Below are 18,094 nucleotides of genomic sequence, written 5' to 3' on the forward strand. Positions count from 1 at the left end.
ACAAATTCAAGGCTAACAATTCCATCCGCAAATCTCTCGCGAACGTTATTGGCAGTTGATGCAACTCTCCCCTAGATCCGCGTTCATGAAAAACTTATTATACATCATCCTTACAACTGCAATAACCTCCCCAGCCTTAGCCCAAACCCAAGACATGCCTGTTAGCAATAATGACGGCACAGGATATATCGGCGCCTCTATCCTTCTTAATTCCAAATATCTAGGTTCTGCCGATGAGGAAGTTCGCGCTCTTCCCTATCTAAGCTTTGATAATGTTAAAGGCTTTACCTTATTCGGCACAACATTACGCTATCGCTCCATTGATATCGGCACAGGGCAAGGCCTTGATAAATGGTCTTTACGCGCCGGCCCGAGCATTAGCTATCAGGGTGGCCGCGATAGCGATGAGAGCGTCAATTTAAATGGCTTTGATGACATAGGCGGCAGTGCGCCTTTGGGCGGCTTTATTCTTAGTACAATCGGACCCGTGGGCTTAGGCGTTAATGTCGGCAAAGATATTATTGGTGGTCATGACGGCTTGACGGCAGACGCCTCTATTGGGACATTTTTTCCTCTAGGGAAGTTGAAGGTACAGCCTACGGCAACAGTCAGTTGGGCTGATAACAAACATAATGATAGTTTTTTTACTGTTACTGATGCTCAAGCCGCTACATCCGGCCTCACAGCCTATGATGCGGGCTCTGGCATATATGCCTACTCGGCAGGTTTAGTAAGCTGGGTCGAAATAGAAGAAAAATACGCTGTAAGCCTTATCGCGAATTATCGTTGGTTCACAGGAGATGCAGCCGATAGTCCTATCTTAAATTCATCGGACGGTTCTAAAAATGGCATATTTGCTACGATCGGTGTGTCGCGTAAGTTCGATACCGCTAAGTGGTAAAACATGAGCGAACAGATCAGTGCTACTGCCACGCAGGATATCAAACAAGATAATTGACCTAAAACTAAATCGACATCTAAACTATGGCAGGATAACCGTTTTTGCCCCGTTTAAGAATGCACGGTGTTCGGTATGTAATCGCACGGCTTCCGCCAAAGTCTGGGATTCAACATCCCGGCCGATATCAATCAGTTTTGCAGGAGTTTTTGTGTGGTCAACTCTCTGAATGCCTTGTTCGATAATTGGCCCTTCATCCAAATCAGCGGTCACATAGTGTGCCGTCGCCCCAATTAATTTAACACCACGCTCATAGGCACGATGATAGGGCTTTGCGCCCTTGAAGCTTGGTAGAAAGGAGTGGTGAATATTAATAATACGGCCTGAATAATCGCGGCATATGCTGTCGGACAAAACCTGCATATAACGCGCAAGAATGATGAGTTCAGCGCCGCTCGCCTCAATAATATTACGTAAGACTTGCTCGGCTTGAGGCTTGGTCTCAGTCGTAATGGGAATATGATGATAGGCCAGTCCCGCGGTTACAGCCAAGGGCCTAGCGGTTTCGTGATTACTTACAATTCCGACAACCTCGCAATTCAGCCGTTTCTTCCCAACACGGTAGATTAGATCTGCTAAGCAATGATCAAATTTCGACACCATTATTAGTGTCTTGGTCTTACGCTTCGCAGGTATGATTTTCGTTTTTAAATCAAAGTCAGCAGAAACAGCTTTCATTTCCCTTTTAAAGACGCTTACATCACCTTCACCCATGTTAAAGGCGATACGAGAATAGAAACGTTCTGATGATGGCGTCCCGAATTGCGAAAGCTCTGTAATAAAGCCATCATGGCGCGCTAAGCATTCTGTCAATGCCGCGACAATTCCCGTTCGGTCAGCACTTTCATTAGTCATAATAAAATTTTTGCGGATCATTCTGTAACCTTTGTCCAAACCGCAAGCTCATTTCCGCTCGGGTCTTTAAAGTGAAAACGCCGTCCACCAGGAAACCTAAAAATCGGCATCGTTATTTCTGCATTTGCAGCTATCACCGCATGCTCTGTCGCCTCAAGATTATCTGAGTAAAGGACAATCAATGCGCCTTGGTCAGAGGGCTTGCGTGCTCCTGCCTCGGCATCAAAACCGCCATCCATACCGGCCCCTGTAATCGCAGAATAGCTAGGCCCATAGTCAATATAATCCCATCCAAAAACTGACTTATAAAAGGCTTTCATTGCCATCATATCAGTCGTCGGCAATTCTATATAATTAAAATGATGGTGATCGCTCATATGCTCGCTTTTATTGCCGCCAGTGCCTCATCGGCATTCTCGGGTTGAGAGCCGCCAGCTTGGGCCATGCCGGGCTTGCCGCCACCCCGCCCGCCAACTTTCTCAGCGCCCGCATTTACAAGCGTTGCCGCATTATATTTACCAATTAAATCATCAGTTACAGCTACGGCCACAGCAACTTTTGCTCCGTCTTTCGCTACAAATCCGACGATACCTGATCCTATCGCAGACAGCTGATCATTAAGCATGGCGCGAAGATCTTTACCAGACACGCCCTCGAGAACACCCCCCATAAACTTAACACCATTTATCTCTTCAGCTTTGGCCGCGCTGCCCCCTGACCCGCCTAGGGCGAGCGCTTTCTTGGTTTCCGACAGTTCTTTTTCAAGTTTCTTACGATCTGCGATGAGCGCTTCAATGCGTGCAGGAACATCTTCAGGTTTGGCTTTAAGTTTATCCGCAGCAGCACGGGTATAACCCGCTTGAGTTTCAAGATGTTGACGCGCGGCCTCACCTGTCACGGCTTCAACGCGGCGAATGCCTGCGGCGACCGCGCCTTCGGAAACAATTTTAAACAGCGCAATATCGCCCGTGCGATCAACATGAGTGCCGCCGCAAAGCTCTACAGAATAGGCCTTTGGGTCTTCGTCTATCGGATCGCCGAGAGATAATACACGAACCTCGTCACCATATTTTTCGCCGAACAAAGCCATAGCCCCGGCCGCCATAGCCGCCTCAGGATTCATTAATTCAGTGCTCGCTTCGGCATTTTGTAAAATCACCTGATTGACCTGATCTTCGACTTTAGCCAGTTCCTCGCGCGTAATGGCGCTTCCGTGTGAGATATCAAAACGAATACGCTCGCCATCCACCATTTGACCTTTTTGCGTCACATGTTCACCCAATATGCGGCGCAAGGCTTCGTGCATAATATGGGTCGCGGAGTGGTTTGCCATAGTGCGCTTGCGATTGTCAGAATTTACGGTCAAATAGGCTACGTCGCCTCGGCTTATCTCTCCCGTTAGAGAGCCGATGTGAACATGAAGATCACCCGCCTTTTTGACGACATCTTTAACGACAATCTGAGCTCCATTTTCAAAACTCACAACACCTTTATCACCGGCCTGGCCGCCGCTTTCCGCATAAAATGGCGTTGCGGGCGTAACAAACATGACGTCAGTATCAGAGGCGCTGTTTGCAACTTCACCCTCAACGACGAGGGTTTGAACAGGGCTGGTGACAAACAAGTCTTCATAGCCTGTAAACTCCGTCGGGCCGCTAGCCTCGCGCGCGGCGAGCCAGATGTCATCTGTGCCAACATCACCGGATTTAAAACCTGCTGCGCGGGAGTCTTCTTTTTGCTGCGCCATGGCGGCGTCAAAGCCGTCTTTATCCACCTCAATGCCTTTTGCGCGAAGCGCATCCTGGGTCAGATCGAGTGGAAAGCCATATGTATCGTAAAGTTTGAAGGCGGTCTCACCGTCGAGCGTGTCCCCATCGCCAAGTTCAGCCGTAGCCTCTTCTAGCAGCGCCGTACCGCGTCCCAATGTGCGGCGGAAGCGCTCTTCCTCTTGCTCAAATGTCGCTTCAAAAGACGCTTTGGCACGGCCAAGCTCAGCATAGGCATCGCCCATTTCTGAGATTAGCGATGGAACAAGTCTGTGCATAAGGGGATCTTTGGCCCCCAAAATATGGGCGTGGCGCATAGCTCGGCGCATGATGCGGCGCAGAACATAACCGCGGCCCTCATTTGACGGCGTGACGCCATCTGCCATTAGGAAAGAACAGCTTCTTAGATGGTCTGCTATAACGCGGTGTGAAAACTTAGCCTCACCCTCGGCTTTTACGCCTGTTAGTTCAACAGATGCCCCTATAAGATTTTGGAAAAGGTCAATGTCATAATTATCATGCTTACCTTGGAGAATAGCTGCCGTACGCTCAAGTCCCATACCCGTATCAATGGAAGGTTTAGGCAGGGGCGTTTGAGTGCCGTCTTTAGATCGCTCAAATTGCATGAAAACCAAGTTCCAAATTTCGATAAAGCGGTCGCCGTCTTCATCAGGTGACCCCGGAGGCCCGCCGGGAATATCGGAGCCGTGATCATAGAATATTTCCGAACAAGGTCCGCATGGTCCTGTATCGCCCATAGCCCAAAAATTATCAGATGTTGCGATACGGATAATTCGCTCATCAGATAGACCCGCTATTTTTTTCCAAAGATCAAAAGCCTCATCATCGGTGTGATATACTGTGACCAGCAGCTTATCTTTATCCAGTCCAAAATCTTTCGTGACGAGGTTCCAAGCATGTTCAATGGCATTTTCTTTGAAATAATCTCCAAAGCTAAAGTTACCCAGCATTTCGAAAAATGTGTGATGGCGAGCTGTGTAACCTACATTATCCAAATCATTATGCTTGCCCCCCGCGCGCACACATTTTTGAGATGTTACAGCGCGTGGATAAGGTGGCGTTTGGCCACCTGTGAAATAGTCTTTAAACTGCACCATCCCGGCATTGGTAAAAAGCAGCGTCGGATCATTATTCGGCACTAGCGGGCTTGAGGCCGCCACGGTGTGACCCTGCTCCTCAAAAAAGTTTAAAAATTGCTGCCGAATATCACGTAAGGATGTCATGCCGTTCATTACCTAAGTTATGGAGTTTCCATATAGAAAGAGCGCCTGACTTAGCCAAGCGCTCTTTTGTCAAAAGACAGAAATATACGGGGAATTCTGCCCTTTAGACAGGGAATTTGGTTGAAAAGCTTTTATGCCCCAAGTGACGTTATGTTATCTGGCTCACCATCGTCTTCAACTTGCTCATCCTTAGGCATAAGGAGTTCATCTTCAATCAATCCTTCATTGATACGGATTTTACGTTCTAAGTCAGCGGCAATATCAGGATTATCTTTAAGGAAAGTACGTACATTTTCGCGTCCTTGCCCAATACGTTCATCGCCATAGGAATACCAACTGCCTGATTTTTCTACAACATCAGCCTTAACACCCAAGTCAATCAACTCGCCTGTTTTGGAGATGCCTTCACCATACATGATGTCGAATTCAACCTGACGGAAGGGCGGCGCGACTTTGTTTTTGACGACTTTGACACGGGTCTGGTTACCAACAACTTCGTCGCGATACTTAATCGCGCCGATACGGCGAATGTCAAGGCGTACAGAGCTGTAAAATTTCAGTGCATTACCACCTGTTGTCGTTTCAGGCGATCCGTACATCACGCCGATCTTCATACGGATTTGGTTGATAAAGATAACCATACAGCCAGACTTCGAAATAGAGCCCGTCAGCTTACGCAACGCCTGGCTCATGAGACGGGCTTGAAGGCCAGGTAGGCTATCACCCATATCACCTTCTAGCTCGGCGCGAGGCGTGAGAGCCGCTACAGAATCGATGACGAGGATATCAACCGCACCAGAGCGCACAAGCGTATCCGCAATTTCGAGCCCCTGTTCACCTGTATCAGGCTGAGCAATCAGCAATTCATTAACGTCAACACCAAGCTTGCCCGCATAGACAGGATCAAGGGCATGTTCCGCATCAATAAAGGCAGCAACGCCACCTTGCTTTTGCATTTCAGCAACAACATGCAAAGACAATGTCGTTTTACCAGAACTTTCAGGACCATAAATTTCGATGATGCGGCCTTTAGGCAAACCGCCAATGCCAAGAGCAATATCAAGTCCGATAGAGCCTGTTGAAACGGATTCGACATCCATCGCGCTTTTCTGGCCCAATTTCATAACTGCGCCCTTACCAAAGGCACGATCAATTTGAGACATTGCAGCTTCGAGAGCTGCGGACTTATTCTTGTCGTCGGCTTTACCCACGACGGTTAAGGGTGTTGATGATTTTCTGGCCATAACGGAACTCCAGTAAAAATGACCGGAGCCCTTCGGTCATCGTCTTGAAATTGCGGCTGGTATCGGACTGCCGTAAACATCTTGTTCCACATATGTTCTCACAGCGCAAGAAAAAAGAACAATTATGGAACAAAAATACACAAGCCATTGATTATGCTTCACTTTCGCCTATTTCGGCTTTCACTTTTTCCGCCAGCTGGGCAAGTGTGAAAGGCTTTGGAAGGAAAGTTACATCAGGTTCTTCTGACAGAAGGTCTGAAAACTCTTCTTCGGCGTAACCTGAAATAAAGACGATTCTGGCATCCCCTAGCATATCTCTGCCCTTTTTAAGTAAAGTCGGGCCATCCATACCCGGCATAACCACGTCTGAAATCATGAGATCAAAAGGCTCTTCCGCGTCCTCTAACATTTCAAAGGCCTCCTCTCCGTCCTCAGCTTCAACAACGATATAGCCTTTCTTGCGCAAAGACTTGGCCGCGATAAGACGTACGGAGGCCTCATCTTCAACAAAGAGGATATTGCCCTGTCCCGTAAGGTCAGCCGGTTTTTTAGAGGCAGATGACGCCTTAGGGATATCCACCTCAGCGACCTCATTCGGATCAACAGAAGGAAGATAAATCCGAAAGGTTGTTCCCACGCCCAACTTACTATCGACCGTCAAGTGCCCGCCCGATTGCTGAACAATTCCGTAAACCGTAGCAAGTCCCAAACCTGTGCCCTTGCCAACTTCTTTTGTTGTAAAGAAAGGCTCAAAGATTTTTGACTTCACGTCATCTGTCATCCCAGTGCCCGTGTCTGCGACTTCTATGACAACGAAATTATCACCTGGTATCGTCTTAAGCGCCAATGCCAAATTCGCGTCATCAATCTCCTGCCGCGCTTTCTGTAGGCTGGAGATGGTAATGTTACCGCCGCCCTGATCCTCCATCGCATCTCTTGCATTGACGCAGAGGTTCATCAAAACGGTATCAATCTGGCTTTTATCTGCGCGAACAGCCGGAAGACCTCTTCCGTGTACCACGTTCAGCTGAGCCCGCTCACCCAGTGTTTGTTTGAGCGTCACAATCATTTCAGACAATGTGTCTGTAACGTTTAACAGCTCCATTCGGCGCGTCTGTTTGCGGGAAAACGCTAAAAGCTTTTTAACCAACGCCGCTGCCCGAATGCCTGTCGTATTGATATTTTGGAGTTCAGGGTAAGACGGGTCCCCGACGGGATGACGCTGCAATAGCTCGTCTGTATTAAGGCGAATGGCCGTCAAAAGATTATTAAAATCATGGGCCACACCAGCTGCCAATTGACCAATTGCTTGCATTTTTTGAGACTGTACAAGTTGATCTTCGAGAGACTTACGGGCGCTCGTATCTACAAGATAAGCCCACGCCGATGCCTCGGTCTCAGGGTCAGGCACAATATAAACAGAAACAGGTAGTGCCTTTTCACCCGTAAGAGTCGCATCAAAAGGCTTATCCGTTTCGCAATCAGATGCGTTCAAACTCAAAAAGCGATGATCCGCATCATTTTTTGCAAAAATCTGAGAGAAAGGACGATCTTGCCAGGACATACCGCCGCTCATACGCTCAAGGGCTGGATTAGCGGATTTCACAATAGCTTGACCCAAATCTGTTCCTTCTAGCTGTAATATGGCTACAGGCGCAGAAGAAAAGCCGGCTACAGAGTCGTTTGCGGCTAAAGCAACGTTAGAAGATAAGGCGGAACCCACGTCTTTTTTCGCGCCAAGACTGGAATGTCCGTAAAGCGCAACACTCGCGACTTCCTCACCGCTATCCAAATGTGACCAGGTGCCGACCATTATGCTGGGGGTAACAACGCCTTTGCGCGTGATCAGCCGCGTGTCAGTCCTGACAACGCGCCCGGTCGTCGCAGGGCTCTCCAGCAAAGCTTCGGCATCTTCTATAAATTCTCTCATATAATCAGGGCGAACAACATCCGTTCCCCCTAGCCAACGGTCCAAAACAGAATTTGTGGCCAGAACCCGGCCCTCTCTTGTCACAGAGAAAAGCCCTACGGGTGCTCCTACTAAGACGCTGTCTCCGCCGCCGTTATCGCGAGTGATATCTGCAATTTGCCAAAGCTGCCGCCCTTCTAAATTTGTAACGTGAACACGATAACGGTGCAGCGAGCCATCACTATCAACAGTATCAACTATCTCTTCAGCAAATGGCGTATCTCTTTGCATGTGATGCAGACGGAAAACAGCCGCTGAAGTATCTTTGCCGCCTGCACTAAAAAGGCGGTCAACGGATGGCGCTGATTCGCTCACCCCCATTGCGCCAATTTTTTCAGCCAAGCTCAAATAAGCTTTATTGGCATGTATAACTTTTCCACCCTCAACAAGGGCCGTCGCTTCGGGACTGTTATAAAAAGCTTGTGCATAAACACCATCACGTGTGGATTGACGACGTTCAAATTTATCCCCTGCAGGTTTCCGAACAATTAGGCTCATCAAACCAAAGGCTGCAACAAGAGCCATTCCGCCCAATAATATGATGGCAGGCAGGCCTAGAGCGGCAGCGTTAATCGCTGCAAAACTAGCGCTCGCAAGAATAATGATGCCCAATATTATCGTGAGTGCCCACAGCCATATAGAACGGCGTGCCGGAACTTTATCCTCGTCCACATCTCGAATCACTGATGTCATTGCATAACCTTAGACAGTTTTCGGAACATTATGCTCATGAATTTGCGGAATATACTCAGGATAAGCACAAATTATGACCTTGGCCTTTTAAATTGTCGGGTTACTGTATGACCAATGTTACTACAGGATTAAATCTCAATGCGCCTCTCGACACTTTTTATTTCCTCAGCCCTCTCGGCAACGCTTCTACTAACAGCTTGCAGCCCGTCAACATCGCAAACCCCAACCAAAGTTGAAAGAGTTGAGGCGCACAGCCAAGCACTTAATGATTGGTTTCAAGCGCGCTATGAGGATGAGCTTGCCCGCTCGCCCATGACCCAAACTTATTTGGGGATGAAAGACAATCAGGATAAGCTCGATGATGCCTCAGCCCTAGCCGTAGATGAAAGCGCGGCATTATCCAAAGCTTGGCTCGAAGAAATGCGCCGCGAATTCGACATTGATCGCCTCGACAAACAAACCGCGCTATCATACCGCCTGTTCGAATTTGCGACCGAAGACGCACTTGAAACATATAAATTTTCTCAAAATGAATATGTTTTCCAGCATATGAGCGGTCCTCATACGAGCCTACCGTCCTTCTTGATAAACTTCCACAGCGTTGGAAGCGTCGAAGATGCGCAAGCCTATATCGCGCGCTTGAAAGACTCAGAACGTTATTTAGGGCAATATGCTGACAGAGCTCAGGCGCAATTTGATCAAGGTGTTATTTTGCCAAAATTTGTGTACCCGAAAATATCAGAAGCGTCGCGAAATGTTATAAACGGTGCGCCATTTACTGAAGGAGAGGACAGCCCCCTCTTCTCAGATATTAAAAGCAAAATTGAAAAGCTTAATATCTCTGAGGATCAAAAAAATAGACTCGTCCAAGACGCTAAGCAGGCATTAATGACATCGCTACAGCCCGCCTATATCAATCTAATCGCAATGTTCTCCGAGCACCAGATTCAAGCGTCAGAGGATGATGGCGCGTGGAAGCTCCCTAACGCTAAGGATTACTACGCAGCCCGCCTTCGCCATTACACAACAACGGATATGACGGCAGAAGATATTCATGAAACCGGGCTTAAAGAGGTCGCGCGTATTCAAGACGAAATGCGCGAAATCATGACCCAAGTCGGCTTTGAGGGGGACTTGAAAGAGTTTTTTGATTATCTGCGCTCAGACCCTCAATTTGTATTTCCGAATACAGATGAAGGTCGAGAGCGATACATCACCGGCGCCACTGATATCATCGAAGATATGAAAACACGCTTGGACAGTCTCTTCATCACAAAACCCAAAGCGGATATTGTTGTAAAACGCGTTGAACCCTTTCGTGAAGCCACAGCTTTTGGCGCTTTTTACAATCAACCTGCGGCTGACGGGTCTCGGCCAGGCACTTATTATATCAACCTAAAAGACGTCAAAGAGCAGCCCAAATATCTTATGCAGGCCCTTGCCTATCACGAAGGCATCCCGGGTCACCATATGCAGATTGCTATCGCCATGGAACTGAAGGGCCTCCCCAAATTCAGAACGATGGGCGGACATACGAGTTATATAGAAGGTTGGGCTCTGTATTCTGAGTCAGTTCCTAAAGAGCTAAACCTTTATACCGATCCTTATAGCGACTTTGGCCGCCTTTCGATGGAAATTTTCCGTGCTGCGCGGTTAGTCGTGGATACAGGAATCCATACGAAAAAATGGACACGTGAAGAAGCCGTCCAATATTACTTGAACAACATTCCAAATCCTGAAGGAGATGTCCGTGCTGAAATTGATCGTTACATCGTCTGGCCGGGACAAGCGACAGCCTATAAAATTGGTATGATCAAAATTCAGGATCTTCGCAAAAAGGCCGAAGAGCGCCTTGGCGATAAATTCGATATTCGCGAATTCCACGACGTTGTTCTCGCTAACGGTTCAGTGCCTTTAAAAGTATTGGAAGAGTTGGTAGAGGACTGGGTAACATCAAAACAAGATTAAACAGGACATCATAATGCGCAAATTTCTTATACTTACAACGGCGGCCCTAGCCCTTACCGCATGTCAGGATACTAGCCCGGCTTCAACGAAGTCTGAAACACCTTCAATTGTTGAGGCCGCAAAAAATATGCAACAGGCCGACGTTAATGTTAGACTGAATGCTTGGTTTGAAGATAAATTTATGGAACGGGCACGACGCTACCCTCAGCGTCTTGCAGGCTTAGGCATCAAAGAACGCATGGATGAATGGAACGATCCTAGCCGCACCTTTGCCCTCGAAGAATTGGATCGGATTCGCCAAAATATGGAAGAACTCAAGAACACCTTCAACCTAGAAGACTTGGACGAGACAGGACAGCTATCATATCGTTTATTTATGGAAAACAGCCAAAATAGTTTAGATAGCGCAAAATGGTGGTATCATGGCTATGCCTTCACACAAATGTTCGGGCCACATTCCAGCATCCCCACATTTTTGATAAATGAGCACCCGATTGAAAACATTGAAGATGCGGAAAATTATATAAAACGCCTTGAGGGTGTCGAAGCTTTTCTTACGGAAATCATCAAGAACTCCAGAGCTAGCGCGGATAAAGGCATCATGCCGCCAAAATTCGTCTATGATCACGTCATTCGCACAACCAATAATATCGTCAGCGGCGCTCCCTTTGATGAAAGTGACAAATTGAACTTGATGCTTAATGATTTCAAAACCAAAGTCGAGAAACTCAATCTTGGCGAAGAGAAAACTGAAGCCTTATATGAGCAAGCTATAACCGCCCTCCTGACCTCGGTAAAACCGGCCTATGCTGCCTTGCTGACTGAAATGGAAGCTCAGCAAGCCAAGGCCAATACAGATGACGGCGCATGGAAACTCCCTGATGGAGCTGATTACTATGCCTACCGCCTAAAAGTCATGACGACTACAGATATGAGCGCCAAAGACATTCACGAATTGGGCCTGCAAGAAGTTGACCGCATTCACGGCGAAATGCGCGATATCATGAAAAAAGTTGGCTATGAAGGAACGCTCCAAGAATTTTTCAAATACTTACAAGACGAACCGCGTTTTAGCTATGAAGACTCAGATGCGGGCCGAGAGGCTTATCTGAAAGAGGCGACACGCATTATTGATGTAATTACGGCCCGCTTAGATGAGGTCTTTCTTCGTCAACCCAAGGCCAAACTTGAAGTTCGGCGCGTTGAAGCTTTCCGCGAAAAGGCAGCCGGTAAAGCTTTTTACTCACGCGGCACACCGGATGGCTCTCGCCCTGGTTATTACTATGCGAACCTTTATAAAATAACGGATATGCCTAAATATCAAATGGAAGCTCTCGCTTATCATGAAGGTAATCCAGGACATCATATGCAATTATCAATTGCGCAAGAGCTTGAAGGCATTCCGAAGTTCCGTAAACATAACCGCGTCACGGCCTATACCGAAGGATGGGGGCTTTACTCAGAATATTTCCCCAAAGAAATGGGTTTCTATCAAGATCCTTATTCTGATTTTGGACGTCTTGCGATGGAACTCTGGCGCGCTGCACGGCTTGTCGTTGACACAGGATTGCATGATAAAAAATGGACACGCGAAGAAGCTATTGACTACCTTACAACCAACACCCCCAACCCCGAAAATGACTGCATTAAAGCAATTGAGCGCTATATCGTCATGCCGGGACAAGCTACGGCCTATAAAATTGGCATGATCAAAATATTAGATTTGCGCGAAATGGCAAAAGAAAAGCTGGGTGATAAATTTGATATTCGCGAGTATCATGATGTTGTGATCGCATCCGGTCCTGTCCCGCTCAATATTCTCGAAGAACGAGTTGATGCCTGGGTTACGAGTAAATCGTAAAGGTTTTATGTTCCCGGAAAGCTAAAGCGTGTCCGGGTTCTCTAGCGATTATACGGAATTGATACCGGGGGCCCCAGATGGGCCTCTGGCTTTCTGGTAGCACGCAATAGGCAGACTTATCCCGCGCGAACCTTTTCGCCGCGTTCATGCATTTCTTGGGCTTCAAGGCTTAGCTTTGCTGTTGGGCGCACATCAAGCCGCTTAATGCGAATGGGGTCGCCCGTCTCTTGGCAGTAACCATAGGTTCCATCATCAATTCGGGCCAAAGCCTTGTCGATTTGATTGAGTAATTTCCTAAGACGGTCACGAGAGCGCAGTTCCAGCTGACGATCTGCATTAGCCGCAGCTGTGTCAGCAGGGTCGGGATAAGATACATTTTCTTGTTGAAGAAATTCGACTGTATCTTGAGTCTGTTTAATAACGTCAGCTTTCCAAGCCAATAGCTTTTGGCGGAAATATTCCTTTTGCTTAGGATTCATGAATTTTTCGTCTTCTGAAGGCACATAACCTTTCGGAAGCTTAACCGTTTTTTTTGGTTTCTTTGTTGCAGCCATGCCAGCCTCCCATTGATATTTTCAAAACAAATATTAGGATTCCCAGTCTTTGTTTACGACTCATTGATCGGTCATATTGAGCGCCTCTTATCGTGTGGAATTTACGGGGGCAATATGATTCCCCACAAAAGAATGTGAATAAAACATCTCTTGCAACACTCTGTCTGCCGTATAAATAAGATAGTCAAACAAGGATATGAAAATGAAGTTTGAAGGCACTAAAAATTACGTTGCGACACAAGACCTGAAAATGGCGGTGAATGCCGCGATTACATTAGAGCGTCCACTGTTGATAAAAGGCGAACCAGGGACAGGTAAAACGGTTTTGGCCCACGAAATTGCAAAAGGCCTCGACACACCTCTATTGGAGTGGAATATCAAATCCACAACAAAAGCACAGCAGGGCCTTTATGAATATGACGCGGTCGCCCGTCTTCGCGACTCCCAACTGGGCGAAGACCGCGTCCACGACATTGCGAATTACATCAAAAAGGGAAAACTATGGGAAGCCTTTGAGTCAAAAAAGCGCCCTATCCTCTTGATTGATGAAATTGACAAAGCAGATATCGAATTTCCAAATGATCTGCTGCATGAACTCGATAAAATGAGTTTCCATGTCTATGAGACAGGAGAAACAATTTCGGCGAAGCAGCGCCCGATCATTATTATCACATCCAATAATGAGAAGGACTTGCCTGATGCATTTCTGCGGCGCTGCTTCTTTCATTACATCCAGTTTCCGGATGATGAAACGATGGCCAAGATCGTTGAAGTTCACTTCCCCGGCATCAAGCCGCGTCTGCTGAATGCTGCGATGAAACGCTTTTTCGATGTCCGCGCCATGCCGGGACTCAAGAAAAAGCCTAGCACCTCTGAACTTCTAGATTGGCTGAAGCTCCTTCTTGTGGAAGATATTGACCCAGAAACCCTAAAAGAAGCTGACCCGAAAAAACTAATACCACCGCTCCATGGCGCGCTGCTTAAGAACGAGCAAGATGTGCATTTATTTGAACGGTTAGCGTTTCTGAACAGACGCGAAAGCTAAGAAGCACCCAAGTCGGAGTGGCAAAAATGACGAGACTATTCTTACTTTTGAACGCCATTCTTTTTATAGGGTTTGGCATTTATGTTTTCCTATCTGCCCCAGGCATATTTGAAAATATGGGCTTTGGTGAATTAGGAACTAATGCCCTATATGAAGTCCGGAGCAACTATGGCGGTGTTAGCCTGGGTATAGGCCTTCTCTGTGCAAGCGGAGCACTGAAAACACAATTCGAGCGACCTGCCTTGTTTACTTTGATGGCTTACACGGGCGGCTATGCCATGGGCCGCATCATAGCTTTGCCTTATGAAGGAACGCCATCATCAACCCTCATAGCTTATGCATTCTTCGAAGCTATTACGGCCATAATCGCATTTCTATTGTTGAAACGCAAAAGCGGCAAACCGAGTACATAGATACCATTAGAAGAAAGGCCCCGCTATAATGCGAGGCCTTTATATTCTAAATATTTCACTCTATTCTAGGCGAATAAGAAATCATTCGCATCAAGCAGAGAGCTATCAAAATCAGTCAGTGTTATAACCCCATTGGCTGATTTAATAACCGTATCCGCGCCATTCTGCGAGATTATAAGGTCCGTAAAGTCGTCGACCAAATCTCTGAACTCGATGATATCATAACCGTCTTCGAAATCCGTGATAGTATCGCGTCCTGACTTTTCACCAAAAACGAATGTGTCATAACCGTCTCCGCCAGTCAGCATATCACGTCCAAGGCCGCCTGTTAGGACATCATTTCCATCATCTCCAAAGAGGCTGTCTGCTCCTTGCTCCCCAAAGAGGAAATCGGAGTCCGCTCCACCTGAGAGCGTATCTCTGCCACGGCCACCATAAAGTTGGTCATGACCGGCTTCGCCATTAATCGTGTTGCGCTGATTATTGCCCTGCACGACATCCATGCCGTCGCCACTATTGATGGCTTCGATCCTGTAAAGCCGTACATCTGAGAAGTCCCAATTATTACCTGCATCGCTGCCTTCAATTGTGACGTTAGCATTTTTCCCACTGGATATAACCTCAATACCATTAGCAGAGCCAAAGCTCTGGGCTAATCCAATTTCAGTACCTTCCTCCATGGCTCTAATGACATCCCGTCCTTCTGTTCCGCTATCCATAATGTCGTCAAAACCGCCATTGGACTCTGTATTAAAGAGATAGAGATCGCGACCTTCTCCGCCGTCCATAAAGTCGTTACCAGCACCGCCTTCGAGGCGATCTTTACCTTCGCCGCCGAGAATATGGTCAAATCCGTTACCGCCTTTAAGGTAATCATTACCCGCACCGCCATCGAGCATGTCATTACCATTACCGCCATCTATGCGATCGCGGCGGACGCTCCCTGTCACATCATCATGACCATCAAGCGCATTGATCCACTGGATTCCATGTAGCGTGGTCGCTGAGAAGTCCCATACTTCAGCATCATTCGTGCCGCCAATTGTGACATCCGCATTACGCGCTGAGGAAATCGCTTCAATGCCGCTATCAGGCCCAAAACCGCTCATGAGGCCTATAACAGTTCCGGCTTCTAATGCGCGGATCACATCACGGCCAGACTCGCCCGTATCTTTATATTCGTCAACAAAACCGTCATTATCTAGCCCCACATAATAAACATCAGAGCCATTACCGCCGTCCAAATAATCATAGCCCGCATTTCCATTCAGAAAATCACGGCCATCGCCACCATAAAGCATGTCATTCCAATCACCGCCTGTAAGTGTGTCGCGACCATCACCACCATAGATCTGATCATGGCCGAAACCGCCTTCTAATACATCGCGGCCTTCTTCGCCGTGCATAATATCATGACCTTCGCCGCCCATAATGTGGTCTGCGCCCAATCCGCCAAACAAAACATCATGGCCGGTACCGCCATCAATAGTATCCGCAGCGTTTGATCCGCGGATTTCATCATGCCCGCCCATTCCAAAAAGGAGGTCAACACCCGTAATCTCAACACCTGTAAAATCCCAAACTTGGCGGTCATTATCGCCAGAAATCGTGGAGCCTTCAACACCATCAATTCTCTCAATACCGCTAGATGCATAGCTAAACCCGTCGCCGATACCGATAATGATACCACCTTCTGCCGCCAAAATTACATCTGTACCCGATGTGCCTGAGTCTTGATAAAAATCAACATAGCGGTTTTGAAAGTCGCCTGCATTTACGATGTAAGTGTCGGATCCTTCTCCGCCGTCCATGGTATCATAGCCGGAGAACCCAGTGATAATATCATCTCCATCTGTGCCATAGAGTAGTTCGTTATATTCTGTTCCCAAAGTCTCAGCCATGTTCCCAAACCTTCTGCTGTTCCAATTATTATTGAAATTTCAAATAAAGGAGCAGCTTTTAAGGTCTTGCTAAAAGGTTAAGTTAAGAAAGAGTGAACGCGCAATTGCGTTAAAAAATCTTAAACATGGCGATCAGGACACAGACCAGACCACGGGGACATCAGACAATTCTTCTTTATAATAGGCCTGAAAACCAGGTAATTTTACCTGATTTAGGAAGCCCGAATAGGCCATATAGCTGACGAGGAAGCGGAGGTCTTTTGCCCAAGGCGGCATGTATTTAGGGTTTCGCATTCGGCCTGACGCTGCCATTTGCGCCAAAGCCGGTACATCTTCAATATCCATTTTACCATAAAATAAAACACGAATGAGATCCGCGCGGCCTAGTTTTACAACCGTGCGCATAAAATTATGCACCCGCAAAAGTCCGTTCAGATAAACCATATCTTTCGTGAAGGGCGCCCCGCCCGTCATCACTCCGCCGCGAAAAATACGCCGCGTATTTTCAAAAGCTTGGTCGGGATCATCCAAGCGCTCATTATAAAAATTAAACACCTCTTTAAAGTCTGCGCCGTCAATCGACATTTGTATCGCAATCACGCGGTCAGAGAGCCGCCGGAAACGCTGCGGGTCCATCGCCCCGCTAATGATCTCCGCAAATACGGCAAGTCCTTCTTGGACCTCAGTTGTTCCCGCATGTGCACGTCCTAAGATTTTGAAATGTGGCTGTGCACGACCATTTAGGGCTGTCGCCGTATGGATGAGGGCTTCGTGCTGAAGGAGTTGTTCAATGTCTCGCTCTGTAAAGCTCGCGCTTGCGCGAACGCGAATGCGCGTACGCCCTGCCGAAGCTTTGGCAGAGAGTGTGTCGGATATTTCGACCGATGGCGCTTTATCGCCAAAATGCAGCGCGAGCCGTGCCTTAAGCTCTTTCGCGAAGTCTTTTGCTGAAAGATGCGTTTCATATCCTTCGATTACGAGTTTAGAAAAATCGAGCCCCTCCAGCGTACTATCCATATGACGCGCTAGGTCAATCACGCGAGTTTTCTTATCGAGCATTAACTTGGTTGGCCGCCCATAAAGCTCTGCCGAATGTTTATAAAATGCCGCCGTGCCGCGCGTCTCAATCAAGCCCGTTGTGATATCAAGCGTCTCAGCCAAGCGCCCAAGCCATTCAAAAATAACATGCTCACCCTCAATTGATTTTCGAGCTTCGGCAATGAGGCGTCGCGGCTCTGACACATCAATCGGCGCGTAGTCTGGATTGGGCATCTTTCCGTCTTTAAGGAACCGATCCTTCTGCCCATCATCCCACGCCACAGAAGACAATATCCGCATCGACTTAGCGGCAAGATTAAGCGCCCGTCCCGCCGTCTTGGCCTGCATGAAATGATCGCGTGAGAGTTTATCCATGGGGGTAGGATTGGCACTCCACCCCCATCATTGCAAGACTCCGTTCTTGCAATGAGGGTAGAGAGCATGAGAGGACACAGAAAACAATAAATCGCTGGATGAATTAGCCTATACAAATTTCACAAAGCATTAATTGGTTACCCCTACACTAAACTTATGCGTTTAAATAACATACCTTACATCAGCTTCAAAATTATCGTGACCTTAATT

At 47.4% G+C, this 18,094-nt stretch carries 13 protein-coding genes; 5 read left to right on the forward strand and 8 right to left on the reverse strand.

From position 1 onward, the window contains the following. The first annotated feature begins 85 nt into the window (after positions 1-85). The gene (locus F569_RS0102310; RefSeq protein ID WP_026940872.1) at positions 86-901 is read left to right on the forward strand and encodes a MipA/OmpV family protein; all 816 of its coding nucleotides are present in this window, start codon (positions 86-88) and stop codon (positions 899-901) included. A gap of 81 nt (positions 902-982) precedes the next feature. Here the strand turns inward: F569_RS0102310 and purU are convergent, their stop codons facing one another. The 5 genes from purU to F569_RS16085 all read right to left on the reverse strand — a co-directional run bounded on the left by purU (position 983) and on the right by F569_RS16085 (position 8,729). After that, positions 983-1,834 carry a formyltetrahydrofolate deformylase gene (gene purU, locus F569_RS0102315; protein ID WP_034387098.1) on the reverse strand — a complete coding sequence of 284 codons (852 nt, stop codon included), beginning with the start codon at positions 1,832-1,834 and terminating at the stop codon, positions 983-985. Further along, complete coding sequence (locus tag F569_RS0102320; RefSeq protein WP_026940874.1) at positions 1,831-2,190, reverse strand: VOC family protein; 360 nt, start codon at positions 2,188-2,190, stop codon at positions 1,831-1,833. Before F569_RS0102320 ends, purU begins: the two co-directional genes overlap by 4 nt. Next, positions 2,187-4,823: an alanine--tRNA ligase gene (gene alaS / locus F569_RS0102325; RefSeq protein ID WP_026940875.1), complete on the reverse strand. Its 2,637-nt coding sequence runs from the start codon at positions 4,821-4,823 to the stop codon at positions 2,187-2,189. Before alaS ends, F569_RS0102320 begins: the two co-directional genes overlap by 4 nt. A gap of 131 nt (positions 4,824-4,954) precedes the next feature. After that, entirely contained in the window at positions 4,955-6,067 is a 1,113-nt protein-coding gene (gene recA, locus F569_RS0102330; protein ID WP_026940876.1) for a recombinase RecA, read from the reverse strand. 151 nt (positions 6,068-6,218) lie between these two features. Then, on the reverse strand, positions 6,219-8,729 hold the full coding sequence (locus tag F569_RS16085) for an ATP-binding protein (protein ID WP_051279133.1): 2,511 nt from the start codon (positions 8,727-8,729) through the stop codon (positions 6,219-6,221). Between the two features lie 138 nt (positions 8,730-8,867). On the opposite strand from F569_RS16085, the gene F569_RS0102340 reads away from it, so the two are divergent. Beyond that, a complete protein-coding gene (locus F569_RS0102340) occupies positions 8,868-10,697 on the forward strand; it encodes a DUF885 domain-containing protein (protein WP_026940877.1) in 1,830 nt (609 codons plus the stop codon). A 13-nt stretch (positions 10,698-10,710) separates the two neighbouring features. Further along, complete coding sequence (locus F569_RS0102345) at positions 10,711-12,558, forward strand: DUF885 domain-containing protein (RefSeq protein ID WP_034387100.1); 1,848 nt, start codon at positions 10,711-10,713, stop codon at positions 12,556-12,558. Positions 12,559-12,674: 116 nt separating this feature from the next. Here F569_RS0102345 and dksA read toward each other — a convergent pair whose 3' ends face one another. Continuing rightward, on the reverse strand, positions 12,675-13,112 hold the full coding sequence (gene dksA / locus F569_RS0102350) for an RNA polymerase-binding protein DksA (RefSeq protein WP_051279134.1): 438 nt from the start codon (positions 13,110-13,112) through the stop codon (positions 12,675-12,677). A 202-nt stretch (positions 13,113-13,314) separates the two neighbouring features. Between dksA and F569_RS0102355 the strand changes: the two genes are divergently transcribed. Continuing rightward, positions 13,315-14,157: an AAA family ATPase gene (locus tag F569_RS0102355; RefSeq protein WP_026940880.1), complete on the forward strand. Its 843-nt coding sequence runs from the start codon at positions 13,315-13,317 to the stop codon at positions 14,155-14,157. 26 nt (positions 14,158-14,183) lie between these two features. Beyond that, positions 14,184-14,570 carry a DUF4345 domain-containing protein gene (locus F569_RS0102360; RefSeq protein WP_026940881.1) on the forward strand — a complete coding sequence of 129 codons (387 nt, stop codon included), beginning with the start codon at positions 14,184-14,186 and terminating at the stop codon, positions 14,568-14,570. Positions 14,571-14,635: 65 nt separating this feature from the next. Here the strand turns inward: F569_RS0102360 and F569_RS0102365 are convergent, their stop codons facing one another. Together F569_RS0102365 and F569_RS0102370 are read right to left on the reverse strand one after the other, a co-directional pair. Continuing rightward, the gene (locus tag F569_RS0102365; RefSeq protein ID WP_026940882.1) at positions 14,636-16,471 is read right to left on the reverse strand and encodes a calcium-binding protein; all 1,836 of its coding nucleotides are present in this window, start codon (positions 16,469-16,471) and stop codon (positions 14,636-14,638) included. Positions 16,472-16,603: 132 nt separating this feature from the next. After that, complete coding sequence (locus F569_RS0102370) at positions 16,604-17,884, reverse strand: flavohemoglobin expression-modulating QEGLA motif protein (protein ID WP_034387102.1); 1,281 nt, start codon at positions 17,882-17,884, stop codon at positions 16,604-16,606. Positions 17,885-18,094 lie beyond the last annotated feature (210 nt).

The sequence above is a fragment of the Hellea balneolensis DSM 19091 genome, assembly GCF_000428525.1.
GTDB classification, from domain to species: domain Bacteria; phylum Pseudomonadota; class Alphaproteobacteria; order Caulobacterales; family Maricaulaceae; genus Hellea; species Hellea balneolensis.